Genomic DNA, 15,784 nt, shown 5'->3' with positions numbered 1-15,784 from the left:
GTGACTTCCAATACCAGATCAGTCTGGGGGCTCTCCGCCGCCCACCTGGTCACCGACCTCTACTCGCCCGTCCTCCCGGCAATCCTCCCGCTCCTCATCGTGGAGCAGGGCTACTCGTTCTTCCTCGCGGGGCTGATCGTCACGATCTACAACCTCACGTCGTCGTTCGTGCAGCCGCTCGTCGGCTGGGTCTTCGATACCCGGGGGTTTGCCGTCCACATCGGCACGAGCGTCGCCATCAGCGCGGTCTTCATCTCCATCGTCGGGCTGCTCGACAACTACTACCTCGTCCTCGCGTCCGTAGCCGTCGCGGCGCTCGGGCACGCCTTCTTCCACCCGAGCGCACTCGGCACCGTCAGCCGCCTGACCCGGGACGCGAGCCGGGGCAGGATCACCTCCTACTTCGTCATCGGCGGCAACCTGGGCTACGCCATCGGCCCCATCTGCGCAGGGATCGCCGTCGGGCTGATGGGCCTCCCGGGCCTCGCCCTGCTCGCCGTCCCCGGCCTCGTGATGGCGGTGGTGCTCCGGCGCATCCTCCCCGCCCCCGACCGCAGCGCCGTCCCTGACCCCGTCGTCCCGGCTACCCGCCCCTCCTACCGGGCGGTCGGCCTTCTGGTCGCGGCATCCGGTCTCCGGGCATGGGCGATCTTCGGCTCGGTCGCTTTCCTCCCCACCATCCTCACGATGCGGGGGTTCGACCTCGTGACCGCGAACATCCTGGTCTCGGGGATGCTCATCGCCGGGGTCGCGGGGCAGGTCGTCGGCGGCGCTCTCTCCGATCGCTACGGCCGCAAAGAGTACACGATCCTGGGGCTTGTCACCGCCATCCCGCCGTTCGTCGTATTCCTCACCACGGGGGGCATCGTCTCGCTCGTCGCGCTGATGATCTTCGGGTTCATCCTCTGGTCGACCTTCGCCGTCACCGTCGCGATGGCCCACGAGATAGCCCCGGGAAATGTCGGGCTCGTCTCCGGGCTGATGCTCGGGCTCGCGGTCGGCGTCGGCGGAATGGGGGTCTCGGTAACCGGCTGGATCGCCGATATCTCGACGCTCACGCTCGGCCTCACCACGATCCCGCTCGCGATCGTCTTCGCCGTGCCGCTCTTCCTCCTCGTCCCCTACCCCTGGAAGTCCCTCGTACGGGGCCGGCTCCCCACCCGGGGATGAATCGCCCCATCCCTTAAGTATCGGGAGTGCGGATTCATCCCCGATGGTCACCCGGTTCCAGCGCTACCGCCAGATAGGTGATGTGCTGGTCAAATACGGCTTCGGGATCCTCGTCGAAGAGTTCGTCCCCGGCGGAGAACGGCTGCGGGGGTTCGGGAAGACCCGGAAAGACGATCAGTCGGTCTACGAACGGATCCGGCTCGCCATCGAGGAACTGGGGCCCACCTACGTCAAGTTCGGACAGATCATGAGCACCCGCCGGGAACTCCTCCCCCCCGAGATGGTCGAGGAACTGCAGAAACTCCAGGACCGGGTCGCTCCGGTCCCTTACGCCGATATCCGGCCGGTGATCGCAGAGCATTGCAGGAACCTCGATGAGTGCTTCGATATCATCGAGGCGGAACCGGTCGCGTCGGCTTCGCTCTCGCAGGTGCACCGCGCCGTGACGCGGGACGGCCGGATACTCGCCCTCAAGGTGCAGCGCCCGGGGATCGCCGAGTTGATCGAGACCGATATCACGATCCTGCGGTCGCTCGCAAAGCGGGCGAACGCACTCTTCCCCGACCTGCGAGTCTACAACCCGGAGGGGGTGGTGGACGAGTTCGTGACCCAGATCCGGCGCGAACTCGATTTCACTCAGGACGGGATGAACGCGGAGCGCCTCGGGCGGAACCTCGCCGACCTGCCGTGCGTGAGGATCCCCCGCATCCACTGGGACCTCTCCGGCCCTGCCATGCTTGCGATGGACTACGTGGAGGGTGTACGGATCGATGACGTCGAGGCGATCCAGGCCCTCGGCCTTTCCCCGGGGGATATCGCCGCGACAGGGTTTGAGGCCTACGTCAAGCAGATCTTCGTCGACGGCTTCTTTCACGGCGACCCGCACCCGGGCAACCTTCTCGTGACACGCAAGGGCGAGGTCGTCTTCCTCGACTACGGCATCGTCGGCGTCCTCCGCCCGGAGCGGCGGCGGGTCTTCGTGGACCTTCTCCTCGCCATGAGCGGAACGGACGTCGCCGGGGTGATCTCAGCGCTCAAGAAACTCGACGTCCGGATCGATCCGGCGGTGCTCGATGCGGTGAAAGACGACCTCTATGTGGTCCTGCTCGACTACCGGGAGACGAAGATCGAGCAGATGAACTTCGGGACGGCGATCCGGGGCCTGACCGAGACCCTTCGTCGGTACCGTATCCGGGTGCCGTCGACCCTGATGATCATGATGAAGGTGATCGTCATGGTGATGGACATCGGCACCCGGCTCGAGCCCTCGTTCAACTTCGACCAGAGGATCCGGCCGTACCTCCTCGATATCGCTGCGGCGCAGCGGCTCTCCCCCGATAACGTGACGGGTGCGATGCACTCGATCGTCGGTGCGGTCGAGAGCCTCATCGCCATCCCCGGGAACGTGAACGAGACGCTCAAGACGCTCTCGGAGGGCACCATCACGCTCGAACTCGAGGGTCACGACCTCGACGAGATCGTCGGCGTCATCGACCGGACGAGCGACAAGATCATCGTGGGGGTGGTTGTCGCCGCGATCGTCGTGGGCTCGTCGCTGGTGCTCCGGGTTGCCGACGTCCCCGTGCCCGGGTATGTCTCGACGCTCGCAACGCTGGGCTACGTCTTTGCGGTGATCGTCGGGTTCTACGCGGTCTACAACGTCCTCAGGTACAGCCGGGGGATCCGGAAGTGAACGGGGGGATGAGTGCGACGGGTCGTAGAATCGGGGCATGAAATGAGCAAGGGTCCCCGGACGGGTGTCCCCCTCCCGGTAATAGCGTTTTGGGATGACCTCCCCAGTAATTATGCCTGGACGTGCGGCACAGAAGACATTTCTTGCCCGAGGCCATCCCAAAAAGACCTCCGAATATTCGGTATACCCTAATTGGAGCCCTTATGTCCGGGGCGTCTACCATCTGAGCCGCATTCTGGGCAAAAAGGGTGAAACGGCTTTCCACTGGATATCGCCACCCGGGGGAGGGCCCCGGAGGGGGGCGATCCCCCCTCCCCGCGAGCCCCCTCCCCAATGGCGATAGCCACCACACAAGCCACAACCGGAGCGCAACCGACGATCACGCGTACGAGCGGTGCTGGCGCGAGTGGTCACGATTCGGAGCTCAGGCACCGCCAGGCCGGATTTGGCAGTACGGCTGCTGGCCCCAAAAATTACTCGCCCTTCTTGAAGAACAGCCGGCAGTGGCAGAGCCCCTGCCCCTCGATCTCTTCCTCGTGGTAGACGCAGGGGCAGATGATGATCCGGTCCTTCTCGGGGTCGCCGCTCCGGAGCCTGCAGGGGCAGTATGCCTCCCCGAACCGCTCCTTGTTCCGGGCGAGCCCGCGGAGGACGGCATCGAGCTGCTTCTCGTCGACGTTCAAGACGAACCCTTTCTCCTTCGCGTATACCTTTGCCCTGGTCCGCGCCTCTTTGATCCCTTCTTCACTCATGATCAAAACTCCAATTATACAACTTACCGGCGCCTGTACTCTTCGGTATAGGCTATCAGCGAGTTAAATATTTTGACTCCGCCGTCTGAGCCGGGCATCTCCTCTTTCGCTCCGATGGTGACGACGGCGGTGCAGTTCATGCGGGCTCGCCCCAGGGCGCCGAGAGTATCCGTTTCGAGACGCCGGCGTAGGTCTCCATGACGTCCCCTTTGCCGAACCGGTAGACGTCCTTGTCGAGGGACGTCCCGGTCTCCTTGTCCCAGAGGCGCATCGAGTCCATGCTGATCTCGTCGCCGAGGACGATCTCGCCGTTGTACCGGCCGAACTCCATCTTGAAGTCGACCAGGGTGATGCCGCGCAGGTTGAGGTAGTCCGTGAGGAGGGCGTTTATTGCGAGCGCGAGAGCCTTGATCTGGTCGAGTTCCTCGGGCGTGGCGAGGCCGAGAGCGTAGATCAGGTCGTCGTTCAACATCGGGTCGTGGTGGGCGTCGCTCTTGTAGTCGATGACGATCACCGGTGGATCGAGCGGGGCGCCTTCCCTGAAGGGGTAGTTGCGCACGATCGAGCCGGCCGCGACGTTTCTCACGATCACCTCGAGCGGGATCATCGTGAGGTTTCGCACCGCGATGACGCCGGGCTCGATGCTCTCGAGGTAATGCGTCCTGATCCCGTGCTCTTCCAGGTACCTGAAGATGAAGGTCGAAACTTCCGCGTTATATCTTCCTTTCCCTTCCAGGGTGTCTTTCTTCTCGCCGTCAAACGCCGTGATGTCGTCCCGGAATTTCATGATGTATACTTCCGGGTCGTCGGTGCGGTAGACGGATTTAGCCTTCCCTGTGTAGAGGAGGTCAGCCTGCTTCATGATCTAATCTCCTGATAGGTGTTGTCCGGGATTTGTCATGAGGTTATGCACCCGCGCCCCGGTCGGGTGCGGCAATCCTCTCTCTGAGCCGCCGGATGAGGGGTTCGAGCCGGGGAGAGTACCAGCCCCGCTCGATGTGATGCGGGTAGATGCAGAGCCGTTCGCAGAGTTCGGCGTCCCCGACGAGGCGCCGGAGTTCGTCGATCTGCGGCCAGGGGTGCTCGGGGTTGACGTAATCGACGGTGAGCGGGGAGACCCCGCCGAGGTCGTTCACGCCGCACCCGATGAGACGGGATGCGTCCGCAAGGTTCGGGGGTATCTGGACGGCGACGTCGGAGGGAAGGATCTCGCGGGCGAGGCTGATCGTCGCGCAGATCTCGTCGGTCCCGGGAACCGCCGCACCCTCCATCGCGGTCCCGGGTTTCGGACAGAAGTTCTGGACGATAACCTCCTGGATATGGCCAAACCGTGCGTGGAGGTCGGCGATGACCCGGAGCGACTCCTCGCGGTCGTCCATCGTCTCGCCGATCCCGAGCAGGATCCCGGTCGTGAACGGGATCGAGAGTCTCCCGGCGTTCTCGATCATCTCTATCCTGACCGCGGGGTCCTTCCCGGGGGAGTTCTGGTGCGCTGCGACCTCCGCAGTCGTCTCGAGCATCAGCCCCATGCTCGCGTTCACCTCGCGGAGCCGGTCGAGTTCCTCGTAGGTGAGGATGCCGGCGTTGGTGTGCGGGAGGAGATCGCGCTCGATCGCCGCAAGTGAGAGGTCGTAGACGTAGTCGAGGATATCCGCGTAGCCGAGCCGCCCGAGCACCTCGCCAAAGCCCGGCACCGCGCCGGGCCGCTCCCCGAAGGTGAAGAGCGCTTCCGTGCACCCGAGCGCCGCGCTTGCGTCCAGCGTCCGGATCGCCTCAGCGGGCGGCATGACGCACCCGTCCTCGACGGGGGTGCGGAAACAGCAGTAGCCGCAGCGGTTCTGGCAGACCGTCGTCAGGGGGAGGAACGCGTTCCGTGAGTAGGTGATCACGCGCCGGTGCATGGGTACATGTCGGCATCGCCTTACATGAACCTTCGGGAACGCTGAGTCTTTGCGCCTCACAAAGCCCCGGAACGCCGCGCCGGGGGGGTGCGGGACGGCCGGGCGGGGCGCTCCCGTTATCTCCGCCTGCCTCTCCTCGCCGCCGGGAAAACGATGCCTTTTTGATACTGCCCCGACAATCGTTTCTCGATGTACTTCCACGCGCTCATCCCCTTTAAGCCGGTAAACCCCAAGACGCGCCTCTCCTGCATCCTCGACCAGGAGGAGCGGGAAGCGTTTGCCCGGGCGATGCTTGAAGACGTGATCGCCGCCGTGCAGAAGTCCGGGTGCAGCGCCACCCTCCTCTGCACCCACCCCTTCAAACATGAGAACGCCCTCATCGCTGTCCGGAAGGAGTCGCTCAATGATGCCATCAACTGGGCGCTCAAGCAGTTCCACTGCCCTGCGCTCATCATCATGGGCGATATCCCCCTGGTGACGGCCGGGGATATCCAGCGGCTGATCCGAACCGAGAAGGATATGTCCATCGTGCCCGGCCGGGGCGGCGGGACGAATATCATATTCTTGAAAAAGCCGCAGTGCTTCCGCGCCGACTACTACGGCGCGAGTTTCCTCGACCATATGCGGATTGCCGGAGAGTGCAACTTCTCCGTCGAGGTGATCGACTCATTCAGGATGTCGACCGATATCGACGAGAAAGAGGACCTGGTCGAGATCCTCATCCACGGAAAAGGGAGAAAGAGCAGGGAGTACCTGGAGAACTCAGGGTTCTCTCTTGCCATCGACGAGAAGGGACGGGTCGGCGTGCAGCGCGACGCCCATAAAGAGACACTCTGAAGCGTCGATCGTGGCGACTCCGGCGTAATCGCCGACGGGGAGCCCGACTCCCCGCACCACGGCCGCGGGGACGCACTCCCCCGCCTCGCCCATCACGAGTTCGGCGGCGGAGGCGATGCAGTCCGCGACCGCCCTCTTCGTGACCTCGAGTTCGCGGCCGAAGAGGTCTTTTTTCCCGCGCTCGTCGACCACCGAGGGGATGCCCGAGCACCCGATCGCGACCCCGGAGCACCCAAGCCGCATCGCGTGCGTCCGGGAGTCGATGACGATCACCCCGACGTCCGCACGCGACCGCTCCCGTATCGCCGCACGGATACGCGCGGCGGATGCATCCGGGTCAAGGGGGAGGAGGACGAGCGAGCCCTCCGGGGCGTTCGAGGCGTCGATCCCCGCGTTTGGGAGGAGCGTTCCGTTCTTCATGCAGAGCAGGAACCCCGGGATGCCCCCGACGATCCGGTCGCTCTCCCGGAGGACCACCTCGACGTGGCGGGGGTCCATATGGTACTCTTCGGCGAGCCGGAGGGCGTCCGCCGAGGGCTCGATATCGGCAAGCCGCACGACCCGCCCTTCGGCGGTGGCGAGAGCGGACTCCGCCACGACCACGACGTCGCCCGTCTCGAATCCCCGGGCGGCCGAGCGTTCGACGGATGAGAGAAGGTGCGCCGCGACGTCGTCGCCGGAGCGGAGCAGGGGGGTCGCAAGACTGTATACCGAGAATGAAGGTGTCGTCATATCTGCCTCATCGTTGCATGGACCCGCAGGAGGTCGGCGGTCTCGGGGACGTCGTGGCTCCGCACGACGGACGCGCCCGCGTCGACGAGCATCATCGTGAGCGCGAGGGTGCCCGCGAGCCGGTCTTCGGGCCGGCGGCCGAGCAAGTCGCCGATGAACGTCTTTCGCGATACCGCCGCGAGCACCGGGCTGCCGAAGTCCAGGAACGAAGCGAAGTTCCGACAGAGTTCCCAGTCGTCCTCGCTTGTGCGCTCCGGAACCCACCGCCCGACCGCGGGGTCGAGGATGTACTCCTCGATCCCGAGACGCGCGCACCGGCTGACGACCGCCTCGAGGGCTTGTCGCGTGGCGGCAAGCCCGACGGCGTCGCCGGGCTCCCGGAGGCTCGCCATCGCGAAGACCGGGAGCCCGGAGTCGGCGACCGCCCGCGCGTAGCGCTCTTCGGCAAGCCCGGAGATATCGTTCACCGCGTGGACATCGTGGCGGAGAGCGACATCGAGCACCTCCGGGTGCCGGGTGTCCACCGAGAGGGTGATCCCGGTCCCGTCGAGTTCCGAGAGAGCCGCGTCCACCCGCGCCGCCTCCTCGGCGACGGTGATGGGAGAAGAGCCGGGGGCGGTGCTCCGCGCCCCGAGATCGATCATATCGGCGCCCGCCGCCGTCATGGCGAGGGCGCGGTCGTAGATCTCTTTTGCCGGGATATAGGAGCCCCGGTAGAACGACTCGGGGCTGCAGTTGATGACGCCCATCAGGCGAACCGGGGCGCCGCCGCCGATCCGGAGACGGTTTACCATACCGTGGTGTTGTCGCATGTCCTCATCTTGGCCGCCATGAAGGTATTCTCCATCAGCGTCGCGATGGTCATGGGGCCGACGCCTCCGGGAACCGGGGTTATCGCTCCCGCCCGGTCTTTCACCGCCTCGAAATCGACGTCGCCACAGAGCTTGCCCTGCTCGTCCTGGTTGATGCCGACGTCGATGACCGTCGCGCCCTCCTTCACCATATCCGGCCCGACAAACTTCGCTTTTCCGACGGCGCTGACCAGGATGTCGGCCGCTCGCATCTCCGCTGCGAGGTTCTCGGTCTTTGAGTGGCATATGGTGACGGTCGCGTCGGCGTTCAGGAGCAGGGCGGCCATCGGCCGACCGACGTCGATGCTCCGGCCGACGACGACCGCCCGCTTTCCTGCGATCGGGATCCTGTATTCATCGAGGATCGTCATGATCCCCTGCGGGGTGCAGGGCGAAAAGACCGGGGTTCCGGAGAAGAGCCTCCCGAGGCTACAGGGGTGGAACCCGTCCACATCCTTATCGGGCGCGACCGCCTCGATGACGCGGGTGGTATCGACCCCGGAGGGGAGCGGGAGCTGGACCAGGATGCCGTTGATGTCCGGGTCGTTGTTGAGGCGCGTGATCGCCTCGAGCACCCGCCCGGTCGTGGCGTCCGCCGGGAGCTCGATCCCGATCGACCCGATCCCGACGCGCTCGCACGCCCGGTGCTTCATGCGGACGTACATCTGCGACGCGGGATCTTCTCCCACGATGACGGTCGCGAGGCGCGGGTAGAGCCCGAACTCTTCTATCTTCTCTTTCAGGATCTCGAGCCTCTTCTCCGAGACCGCTTTGCCGTCGAGTATCATGCTACTTCAGGGTAGAGGGGGTACTTGCTCGCGAGGGCAATAACCTCTTCTCTCACTTCGGTGATCGCTTTCTTTGAGGTCTTATCCTTTGCGATATCCTTCACGACCCGGGCGATCCAGTGGCCGATCTGCTTCATCTCCTCCTCTTTCATGCCGCGCGAGGTGACGGCAGGCGTGCCGATTCGTAGGCCGCTCGTCACGAAGGGGCTGAGCTGTTCGCGGGGGATGGTGTTCTTGTTGACGGTGATCCCCGCCGCGCCGAGCGCGACCTCGGCCGCGAGGCCGGTGAGGTGCTGGCCGTTCGTCGAGACGCCGGTCAGGTCGAGCAGGATGAGGTGGTTGTCGGTGCCGCCGGAGACGAGGTCGAGCCCTTCGCTCGCGAGGACGTCGGCCATCGTCTTTGCGTTCCTGACGACCTGTCCGCAGTAGTCCTTATACGCGGGGGTCAGGGCCTCCTTGAAGCAGACCGCCTTTGCCGCGATCGTGTGCATCAGCGGGCCGCCCTGCATCCCGGGGAAGATCGACTTGTCGATCGCGGCCGCGTCCTCGTTGCTGCACATGATGGCGCCGCCGCGGGGGCCGCGCAGGGTCTTGTGCGTCGTCGTCGTCACGATGTCGACGACCCCTACGGGGGAGTTGTGGTGTCCGGTCGCGCAGAGTCCGGCGATGTGGGCGATATCGGCCATGCACCGCGCACCGACGGTGTCGGCGACCTCCTGGAAGGCCTTGAAGTCGATCTCGCGCGGGTAGGCGCTCGCTCCGCAGACGATCATCTGTGGGCTCACCGTTCGTGCGAGTTCCTCGATAGCCGCATAATCGAGCGTTTCGGACTCGGAATCGACGCCGTAGTGGAAGATAGAGTACCAGCGCCCGGTGATGTTGACCGGCGACCCGTGAGAGAGGTGGCCGCCCTGGGTGAGGCTCTGGCTCAGGATTCTGTCCTTGTAGCCGAGGTAGGCGAAGTAGACCGCCTGGTTTGCCTGGCTCCCCGAGTGGGGCTGGACGTTTGCGTGCTCGGCGCCGAAGAGTTCGCAGAGCCGGTCGCGCGCTAGGTTCTCCACGACGTCATGGTACTCACAGCCGCCGTAATAGCGCTTGCCGGGGTACCCCTCGGCATATTTATTGGTCATGATAGAACCCATCGCTTCGAGAACAGCCTTGCTGACGACGTTCTCGGAGGCGATCAGTTCCAGCCCGTTGACCTGGCGCAGGCGCTCTTCCTCGATGAGGCCTGCGACTTCCGGATCGAAGGTTGCCAGATTAGACATGCAGAAAAAGGGTTGCCCCGTTGAGGTAATATGCTTTCTTTTATACTGGGCCGGTTATGCGTGCCCGGGCGCATAGCGTCTCTGTGTCATCCGCGACGAACGCCGGTATCTCCCCGGCTGCGCCCCGGATTAAATGTAATACTTCTTCATTCAGGGAATCTATAGTAATATTATTACGTAATTATTATCAAGGATTAGTTTGAGGGAGATAATGGCGCAGAAAGATGCAAGGATACGGTTTCTTGAGCGGGAACTTGCGGAACGCGAGAAGGAGATGGAGACGATGAAAGAGCGAGAAGAGCCGCCGGTATCGGATGCGGGGGACGAGCGCCTCTCCGATCTGGAGCGGAAGATGCGGGAGTTCGAGGATGTTATGAGGGGCCTGGCGGAAGATCGCGGGACTTCCCGGGCGCCTGAGGCGGGAGACGAGCGCCTGCGCGACCTGGAACGGAAGGTGAGGGAACAGGAGGCCGTGATAAAAGGCCTGACAGAAGAGGTTCTCGACATCAAATCGATCGTGATGAAACTCGCCCGGGACGCGGATGAGCGCCGGAAGGTGACTTCGGTGCCGGCAGAAGTGAAGAAGCCCGCGGTTACGCTCCAGGCCGAGCCGCGCGCCGAGGCCGAGCCGCGCCCCGTGCGTGCCATGGAGCGGAAGGTTCCCGCGCGTCAGGTGGAGCGGCGGCAACCCGCGCCCGCGCCTGCTCCGGAGGACGACCGGGACCTCGAGCTCATCATGCAGAACGACGGGACGCTAAAGCCGGAGCCGAGGAGGTCCTCCGAGTACATCGTCGCCAGCACCGGGTCCGGGATCGCCGCGGCGAAGAACCGGGGGAGGGGCGGCAAACCGGCCGAACGCAAGCTCTTCGTCGAGCAGAAGGCGGCCCGTCCGGTCGATGACGTCATCCAGGCTGAAGAGGACGACACCGTCGACCTCGATCGATAGATAGGGGAGTTTTCGTCCTTGTACATCACGCAGCTTGAGATAGACAACTTCAAGTCTTTCGCCAGAAAGACGAAAATCCCTTTTTTCGAAGGATTTACCGTCGTCTCAGGCCCGAATGGCTCCGGGAAGAGCAACATCATCGATAGTATCCTCTTCGTCCTGGCCCTCTCGGGTGCGCGAGGGCTGCGGGCCGAGAAGCTGACCGATCTCATCAACGTCAACTCCGGGAAGAACACCGCCGAGGTGACGGTCACGTTCTCGGACGGAACGGTGATCCGCCGCCGGATCAAGCGGACGCCTGCGGGATACTACAGTTACAACTACCTCAACAACCGTCTCTGCAAGCAGGCCGACGTCATCGAGTTCCTCGCGAAGATCGGGATCAAGCCGGAGGGCTACAACGTCGTGATGCAGGGCGACATCACCCGCATCATGGAGATGACTGACGGCGAGCGGCGAAAGATCATCGACGAGATTGCGGGCGTCGCCGAGTTCGACCAGAAGCGCGGACAGGCGTTCTCGGAGCTCGAGGTGGTGCGGGAGCGGCTCGAACGCGAGGAACTCCTCTTGAACGAGCTCGTGGCGCGACTCGACGCGCTCCAGCACGAGCGCGAGCAGGCGATGGAGTACCGGCGGTGGCAGGAAGACCTCGAGCACCTCGAGCAGTGCCGGGGGGCGGCGCTCGTCCGGCAGAAGGAGCAGGAGATCGGCACCCTCCATGGTCTCATGCAGGACCAGCAGGCGGCGACCGCACGCACCGAAGGCGAGATCGAGGCCGTCCAGAAAGAGATCGAGGATGCGAACGGGCGCCAGCAGACGGTCGAAGAGGAGATAAACCACAAGAGCGGCCCTGAGTATCTCGAACTCGTCGGAAAGCTCGAAGAGGCGCGGAGCGCGATCAAACTCGGCGAGAAGAACATCGAGCGGCTGAAGGCCAACCGCGACGAGAACGGCGAGGCAGTCCAGCGGATCTATCTCGACGGCAAACGTGCCGAGACGAAAGTCGAGGAATGCGCCGCACAGGTCCGCAACCTCTCGATCGACCGGGCGAACCTCGCCATGGAACTCACGACGCAGCGCGATGAGATGAAGGAGGTCGAGGAACGCATCGCGAGCGGGAGCAAGGAGGTCGAAGGGCTGAAAGACCAGCTCTTTGCAAAGATGCAGGACCTGGAGAGCAAGAAGGAGCTCCGGTCGAAGATCCTCCACGAACAGGATATCTTCATCGAGAAGAGCCGGATGCGGACCTCGGAGCGGGAACGCCTGGACGCGCGGCTCAAACAGATCGATGAGGAACTCACGAACAAGCAGGAGCAGGTAGCGGAGTACTCCTCCTCGATGGCCGACTGCGAGGCACAGAAGCGGCAGGTCGAGCGCGACCTCTCCGAGGCGGAGAGCACGCTTTTTGGGCGGCGCTCGACGCTCGATCGGCTGAAGAAGGAGATCCGGGAGAACGAGCAGAACCTGATGCGGCTTGAGGCGCAGCAGCAGGCGCACGGCGATGCCGGCGGAAAGGCGATGGAGGTCGTCCTCGGCATGGACGGCGTCCACGGCGCGGTCGCGCAGCTCGGGCGGGCGCCGGCGGAGTACGCAAACGCGCTCGACGTGGCGGCGATGGGCCGGCTCAGGTGGGTGGTTGTCGATACCGACGCGGTGGCGTCCGATGCGATCCGCTACCTGAAAGATAACCGGCTCGGGCGGGTCACGTTCCTGCCGCTCAACAAACTCCGGCCCCCGATCCTCTCGCCGCTCGAGGCCGACCCGGGGATCGTCGGCTACGCGGTCGATCTCCTGGAGTTCGACCCGGCGTTCGACCGCGCGTTCCGTGTCGTCTTCGGCGCGACGGTGGTGGTGGATACCCTCGACCGTGCGCGGCGGATGATGGGCCGCTACAAGATGGTCACCATCGAGGGTGATGTCGTCGAGAGGAGCGGCGCCATGACCGGCGGTTCCCAGGGGAAGAAGGTCCGCGGGTTCGGGGTGGCGGTCGACGACGAGGTCGCCCGGACCCGCGCGAAGCTTGCCGAACTCGAGGCGGAGGCGGGCGAGATCGAGGCGTCCACCGGCCGCTTTGCCGTGGCCGCGGAGGCGAAACGGGCGGAGCGGAGTTCGATCGACGAGCAGATTGCGCGCTACCGGATGATGGTGGACGAGTTCCAGAAGCGGATCGAGGTGCTCTCCGGCGAGAAGCGGACGCTCGAAGAGAGCCTGCAGGAGATGCGCGATGCCGCGAAGAGCGGCGGCGAGGAACTTGCGCGGCTCGAAGGCGATCTCGAACGGATAACCGGCGAGATTGCGCAGGTCTCGGCGGAGATCGACGACCTCAAGAAGAAACTCGACGACACCGAGGTTCCGGTGCTCAGCGAGCGCTATGAGAACATCCGTAAGACCGTCGAGGATATCGAGCGGCGGCTCCGCAACAAGGATGCGGACATCACCGATGTGAAGCGCGAGCGCCAGCACTTCGCGAACCGGATCGAGGAACTCACCGCGGAACGGAGCCGCCTTGAGGCGAAGAACCAGGAGATCGGCGACGAGATCACGGCTACCCAGGAGCAGATCGAGGAACAGCGCCGCCTGATCGTGCAGTTCGAGGCGCGCCAGAAGGAGTTCTCCGACGAACTCGCGGGCCTGCACGAGAAACGCGACCGGATTCTCGCGGAGATCCGGGCGCTCGACCAGCGCTCGCTTGAACTCTCGGGCGCGATGGAGCGGATCCGGATGCAGATCGACGCTCTCAATGAGCGGGAACACTCGCTCCTTGCGGAACTCGCGGTCCTCAGGGAGCAGGCGGGCGACGTGGAGACGGATCTCGATCTCGCCGCCATCGACGCCGGGATCGCGGAGGCCGAGAAGGCGCTCAAGAAGATCGGCGCGGTGAACATGCTCGCGATCGAGGAGTGCGACCGGGTCTCTGCCCGCGTCGAGGAGCGGACGGAGAAGAAAGAGGTGCTCTCGCGGGAGCGGATGATGCTTCTTGAGCGGATCGAGAAGTACGAGAAGATGAAGTACGACGCCTTCATGACCGCGTTTACCGCGATCGACACGAACTTCCGCGATATCTTCGCGCGCCTGACCGACGGGAGCGGGAGGCTTGTCCTCGACAATGAGGAGGACCCCTTCGCCGGCGGGATGACGTTTGCGGTCCAGCCGCGGGACAAGAAGGTGCACCTCCTCTCCTCGCTCTCGGGGGGCGAGAAGTCGCTCACCACGCTCGCGTTCATCTTCTCTATCCAGCAGTTCATGCCCGCGCCGTTCTACGCGCTCGATGAGGTGGATATGTTCCTCGACGGGAACAACGTCGGCCGCATCGCCACCATGATGAGCGAACTCTCCGGGAACGCGCAGTCGATCATCGTCTCGCTCCGAAAACCGATGATCGAGCGTGCCGACCGTATCGTGGGCGTGACGATCCGCGCGGACAAGAGCACCTACGTGACCGGTGTGCAGAACAATGGATGAGGAACCTGTCGAGATCCTGGCCGGCATGGCCGAGCGTGGGGAGGTCGATCCCTGGAACATCGATATCGTGGACGTGACCGACCGGTTCCTCGCCGAACTCGACCGCCGTAAGGAACTGGACCTCCGGATCTCGGGAAGGACGCTCTTTTATGCCGCGTGCCTGCTGCGCCTGAAGTCGGATTATTTCGATGGTTGGGGCGAAGAAGAGGACGAGGATTCGTTCGACGACGACGAAGACGAGTCGTTTGAGGATCTTGGGTTCGACTTCGAGTCGGCCGGGGAGGTCGAGCCGATCGGTCGCCTGGAGCGGGAGATCCAGCGCCGCCTGGGGCGGAAGAACCTGCGCAAACGCCCTCCGGTCACACTCTACGAACTCATCAAGCAGCTCAAAACAGCGGAGAAGGAGCAGCGCCGCCGACAGCGGAAACGCGCCCCTGTGGCGAGAGAGCCGGATCTCGACCTCGACGCGCGGGACGTGGTGGCGGTGGCGCACGATGAGGGATACCAGGGCGCGGTCTCGGGCGTGATGAAGGAGTTCCGGCGCGTTGCCTCGAACGGGGATGTCCTGACGCTCGGCGATCTCGCCAGCACCATGGGACGGAGCCGCCGTGAGGTCTACATCCCGCTCCTGTTCCTGATGCTCGAGGGGGAACTCGCGCTCTGGCAGGACGAGTTCTTCGGTGAGATCTATGTCGGCGACCGGATCCCGGAGAGGGATGCTGAAGAGAGCGATCTGGAGAAGTGACCTCCAGCCTCAGTACTTCGCTAAAACGGTTGATGTAATCTTCAAAACGTCAACTCATCGACCTCTCTTCGCGTTCTCCCGCGTGCTTCTGCGTGAGTTAATGGGCGAAGATAGCACTATGATCTCACGCGAAGAGCGCGTTGCCGCGAATTACTGTGACCCGGCCTGTTCTCGCAGAGAACCCTCGCTTGCAAGCATCGCCTCATGCTGTGCGCCGGGGTGGCAACTCGTGGTGGAGCGGTCTTCACCTTCCCTGTTTTCCACCTCTCGCGGCACCTCTGTCCCGTCGCCTCACCCGCGCTTCGCGCTCCTCCCCGACCGTGAGGGGTGGGGGCGGTTGTGGCGATACCCTGTGTGAAGCCGTATCCCGGGCACGCATGCGAGGGGGAAGGCCCGGGAGAAGTCTTAGATTGTCGGGTGTTTTGCAGGGCGTTCTCGATAATGATGCCGGATTCACCTTCGACGGCGCTGCGCGCATAGGTTCTCGCCGGCGCACGGGGTTCCCGGCGAGGTATTTTACAGGGTGAAACCTGGAGATTTTGCGGGACGATCCCGGTTTCCTGATTGGGTGCGAGGTAAATGTTTAAATACATCCGGCATCAACATGTAATAGTCAAGTTGGGAGCGAAATCCGCTCGA

Annotated in this window: 13 protein-coding genes; 6 read left to right on the top strand and 7 right to left on the bottom strand. The window is 64.0% G+C overall.

The window, feature by feature from the left end; all coding sequences use genetic code 11:
- On the top strand, nucleotides 1-1,170 hold the full coding sequence (locus FKB36_RS04345; RefSeq protein ID WP_261596810.1) for an MFS transporter: 1,170 nt from the start codon (nucleotides 1-3) through the stop codon (nucleotides 1,168-1,170).
- A 43-nt stretch (nucleotides 1,171-1,213) separates the two neighbouring features.
- Complete coding sequence (locus FKB36_RS04340) at nucleotides 1,214-2,863, top strand: ABC1 kinase family protein (protein ID WP_261596809.1); 1,650 nt, start codon at nucleotides 1,214-1,216, stop codon at nucleotides 2,861-2,863.
- A 473-nt stretch (nucleotides 2,864-3,336) separates the two neighbouring features.
- On the opposite strand, the gene FKB36_RS04335 is transcribed toward FKB36_RS04340, so the two are convergent.
- The 3 genes from FKB36_RS04335 to cofG form a co-directional block, all read right to left on the bottom strand.
- On the bottom strand, nucleotides 3,337-3,615 hold the full coding sequence (locus FKB36_RS04335) for a ferredoxin-thioredoxin reductase catalytic domain-containing protein (RefSeq protein WP_261596808.1): 279 nt from the start codon (nucleotides 3,613-3,615) through the stop codon (nucleotides 3,337-3,339).
- 136 nt (nucleotides 3,616-3,751) lie between these two features.
- Entirely contained in the window at nucleotides 3,752-4,477 is a 726-nt protein-coding gene (gene purC / locus FKB36_RS04330) for a phosphoribosylaminoimidazolesuccinocarboxamide synthase (protein WP_261596807.1), read from the bottom strand.
- Between the two features lie 43 nt (nucleotides 4,478-4,520).
- Nucleotides 4,521-5,516 (bottom strand): 7,8-didemethyl-8-hydroxy-5-deazariboflavin synthase CofG, encoded by a 996-nt coding sequence (cofG, locus tag FKB36_RS04325; RefSeq protein WP_261596806.1) that lies wholly within the window; start codon nucleotides 5,514-5,516, stop codon nucleotides 4,521-4,523.
- A 189-nt stretch (nucleotides 5,517-5,705) separates the two neighbouring features.
- On the opposite strand from cofG, the gene cofC reads away from it, so the two are divergent.
- Nucleotides 5,706-6,353, top strand: a complete 648-nt coding sequence (cofC, locus tag FKB36_RS04320) for a 2-phospho-L-lactate guanylyltransferase (protein ID WP_261596805.1) — start codon at nucleotides 5,706-5,708, stop codon at nucleotides 6,351-6,353.
- Here cofC and cofE read toward each other — a convergent pair.
- The 4 genes from cofE to glyA are packed head-to-tail and all read right to left on the bottom strand — an operon-like array spanning nucleotide 6,279 to nucleotide 9,992.
- Complete coding sequence (gene cofE, locus FKB36_RS04315; RefSeq protein WP_261596804.1) at nucleotides 6,279-7,085, bottom strand: coenzyme F420-0:L-glutamate ligase; 807 nt, start codon at nucleotides 7,083-7,085, stop codon at nucleotides 6,279-6,281. The two genes, cofC and cofE, sit on opposite strands and share 75 nt — an antisense overlap.
- Nucleotides 7,082-7,879, bottom strand: a complete 798-nt coding sequence (folP, locus tag FKB36_RS04310; protein WP_261596803.1) for a dihydropteroate synthase — start codon at nucleotides 7,877-7,879, stop codon at nucleotides 7,082-7,084. The genes cofE and folP overlap by 4 nt, the downstream gene beginning before the upstream one ends.
- Nucleotides 7,873-8,724, bottom strand: coding sequence for a bifunctional methylenetetrahydrofolate dehydrogenase/methenyltetrahydrofolate cyclohydrolase FolD (gene folD, locus FKB36_RS04305; protein ID WP_261596802.1), 852 nt, complete (start codon nucleotides 8,722-8,724; stop codon nucleotides 7,873-7,875). Before folD ends, folP begins: the two co-directional genes overlap by 7 nt.
- A complete protein-coding gene (glyA, locus tag FKB36_RS04300; RefSeq protein WP_261596801.1) occupies nucleotides 8,721-9,992 on the bottom strand; it encodes a serine hydroxymethyltransferase in 1,272 nt (423 codons plus the stop codon). Before glyA ends, folD begins: the two co-directional genes overlap by 4 nt.
- 211 nt (nucleotides 9,993-10,203) lie before the next feature.
- On the opposite strand from glyA, the gene FKB36_RS04295 reads away from it, so the two are divergent.
- Genes FKB36_RS04295 through FKB36_RS04285 form a run of 3 tightly spaced genes read left to right on the top strand, consistent with a single transcriptional unit; the run spans nucleotide 10,204 to nucleotide 15,145 of the window.
- Nucleotides 10,204-10,938, top strand: a complete 735-nt coding sequence (locus tag FKB36_RS04295; protein WP_261596800.1) for a hypothetical protein — start codon at nucleotides 10,204-10,206, stop codon at nucleotides 10,936-10,938.
- A gap of 18 nt (nucleotides 10,939-10,956) precedes the next feature.
- Nucleotides 10,957-14,400: a chromosome segregation protein SMC gene (gene smc / locus FKB36_RS04290; RefSeq protein ID WP_261596799.1), complete on the top strand. Its 3,444-nt coding sequence runs from the start codon at nucleotides 10,957-10,959 to the stop codon at nucleotides 14,398-14,400.
- Nucleotides 14,393-15,145 carry a segregation/condensation protein A gene (locus FKB36_RS04285; RefSeq protein WP_261596798.1) on the top strand — a complete coding sequence of 251 codons (753 nt, stop codon included), beginning with the start codon at nucleotides 14,393-14,395 and terminating at the stop codon, nucleotides 15,143-15,145. Before smc ends, FKB36_RS04285 begins: the two co-directional genes overlap by 8 nt.
- Nucleotides 15,146-15,784 lie beyond the last annotated feature (639 nt).

It is taken from the genome of Methanoculleus formosensis, from assembly GCF_025384765.1.
GTDB classification, from domain to species: Archaea; Halobacteriota; Methanomicrobia; order Methanomicrobiales; family Methanoculleaceae; genus Methanoculleus; species Methanoculleus formosensis.
This window is presented reverse-complemented; position numbering and strand designations above follow the sequence as displayed.

Bases quoted from the DNA above. Each gene is read 5' to 3' on its own strand.
- FKB36_RS04340 (WP_261596809.1), top strand. From the start codon at position 1,214: ATGGTCACCCGGTTCCAGCGCTACCGCCAGATAGGTGATGTGCTGGTC.
- FKB36_RS04335 (WP_261596808.1), bottom strand. From the start codon at position 3,615: ATGAGTGAAGAAGGGATCAAAGAGGCGCGGACCAGGGCAAAGGTATAC.
- purC (WP_261596807.1), bottom strand. From the start codon at position 4,477: ATGAAGCAGGCTGACCTCCTCTACACAGGGAAGGCTAAATCCGTCTAC.
- cofG (WP_261596806.1), bottom strand. From the start codon at position 5,516: ATGCACCGGCGCGTGATCACCTACTCACGGAACGCGTTCCTCCCCCTG.
- cofC (WP_261596805.1), top strand. From the start codon at position 5,706: ATGTACTTCCACGCGCTCATCCCCTTTAAGCCGGTAAACCCCAAGACG.
- cofE (WP_261596804.1), bottom strand. From the start codon at position 7,085: ATGACGACACCTTCATTCTCGGTATACAGTCTTGCGACCCCCCTGCTC.
- folP (WP_261596803.1), bottom strand. From the start codon at position 7,879: ATGGTAAACCGTCTCCGGATCGGCGGCGGCGCCCCGGTTCGCCTGATG.
- folD (WP_261596802.1), bottom strand. From the start codon at position 8,724: ATGATACTCGACGGCAAAGCGGTCTCGGAGAAGAGGCTCGAGATCCTG.
- glyA (WP_261596801.1), bottom strand. From the start codon at position 9,992: ATGTCTAATCTGGCAACCTTCGATCCGGAAGTCGCAGGCCTCATCGAG.
- FKB36_RS04295 (WP_261596800.1), top strand. From the start codon at position 10,204: ATGGCGCAGAAAGATGCAAGGATACGGTTTCTTGAGCGGGAACTTGCG.
- FKB36_RS04285 (WP_261596798.1), top strand. From the start codon at position 14,393: ATGGATGAGGAACCTGTCGAGATCCTGGCCGGCATGGCCGAGCGTGGG.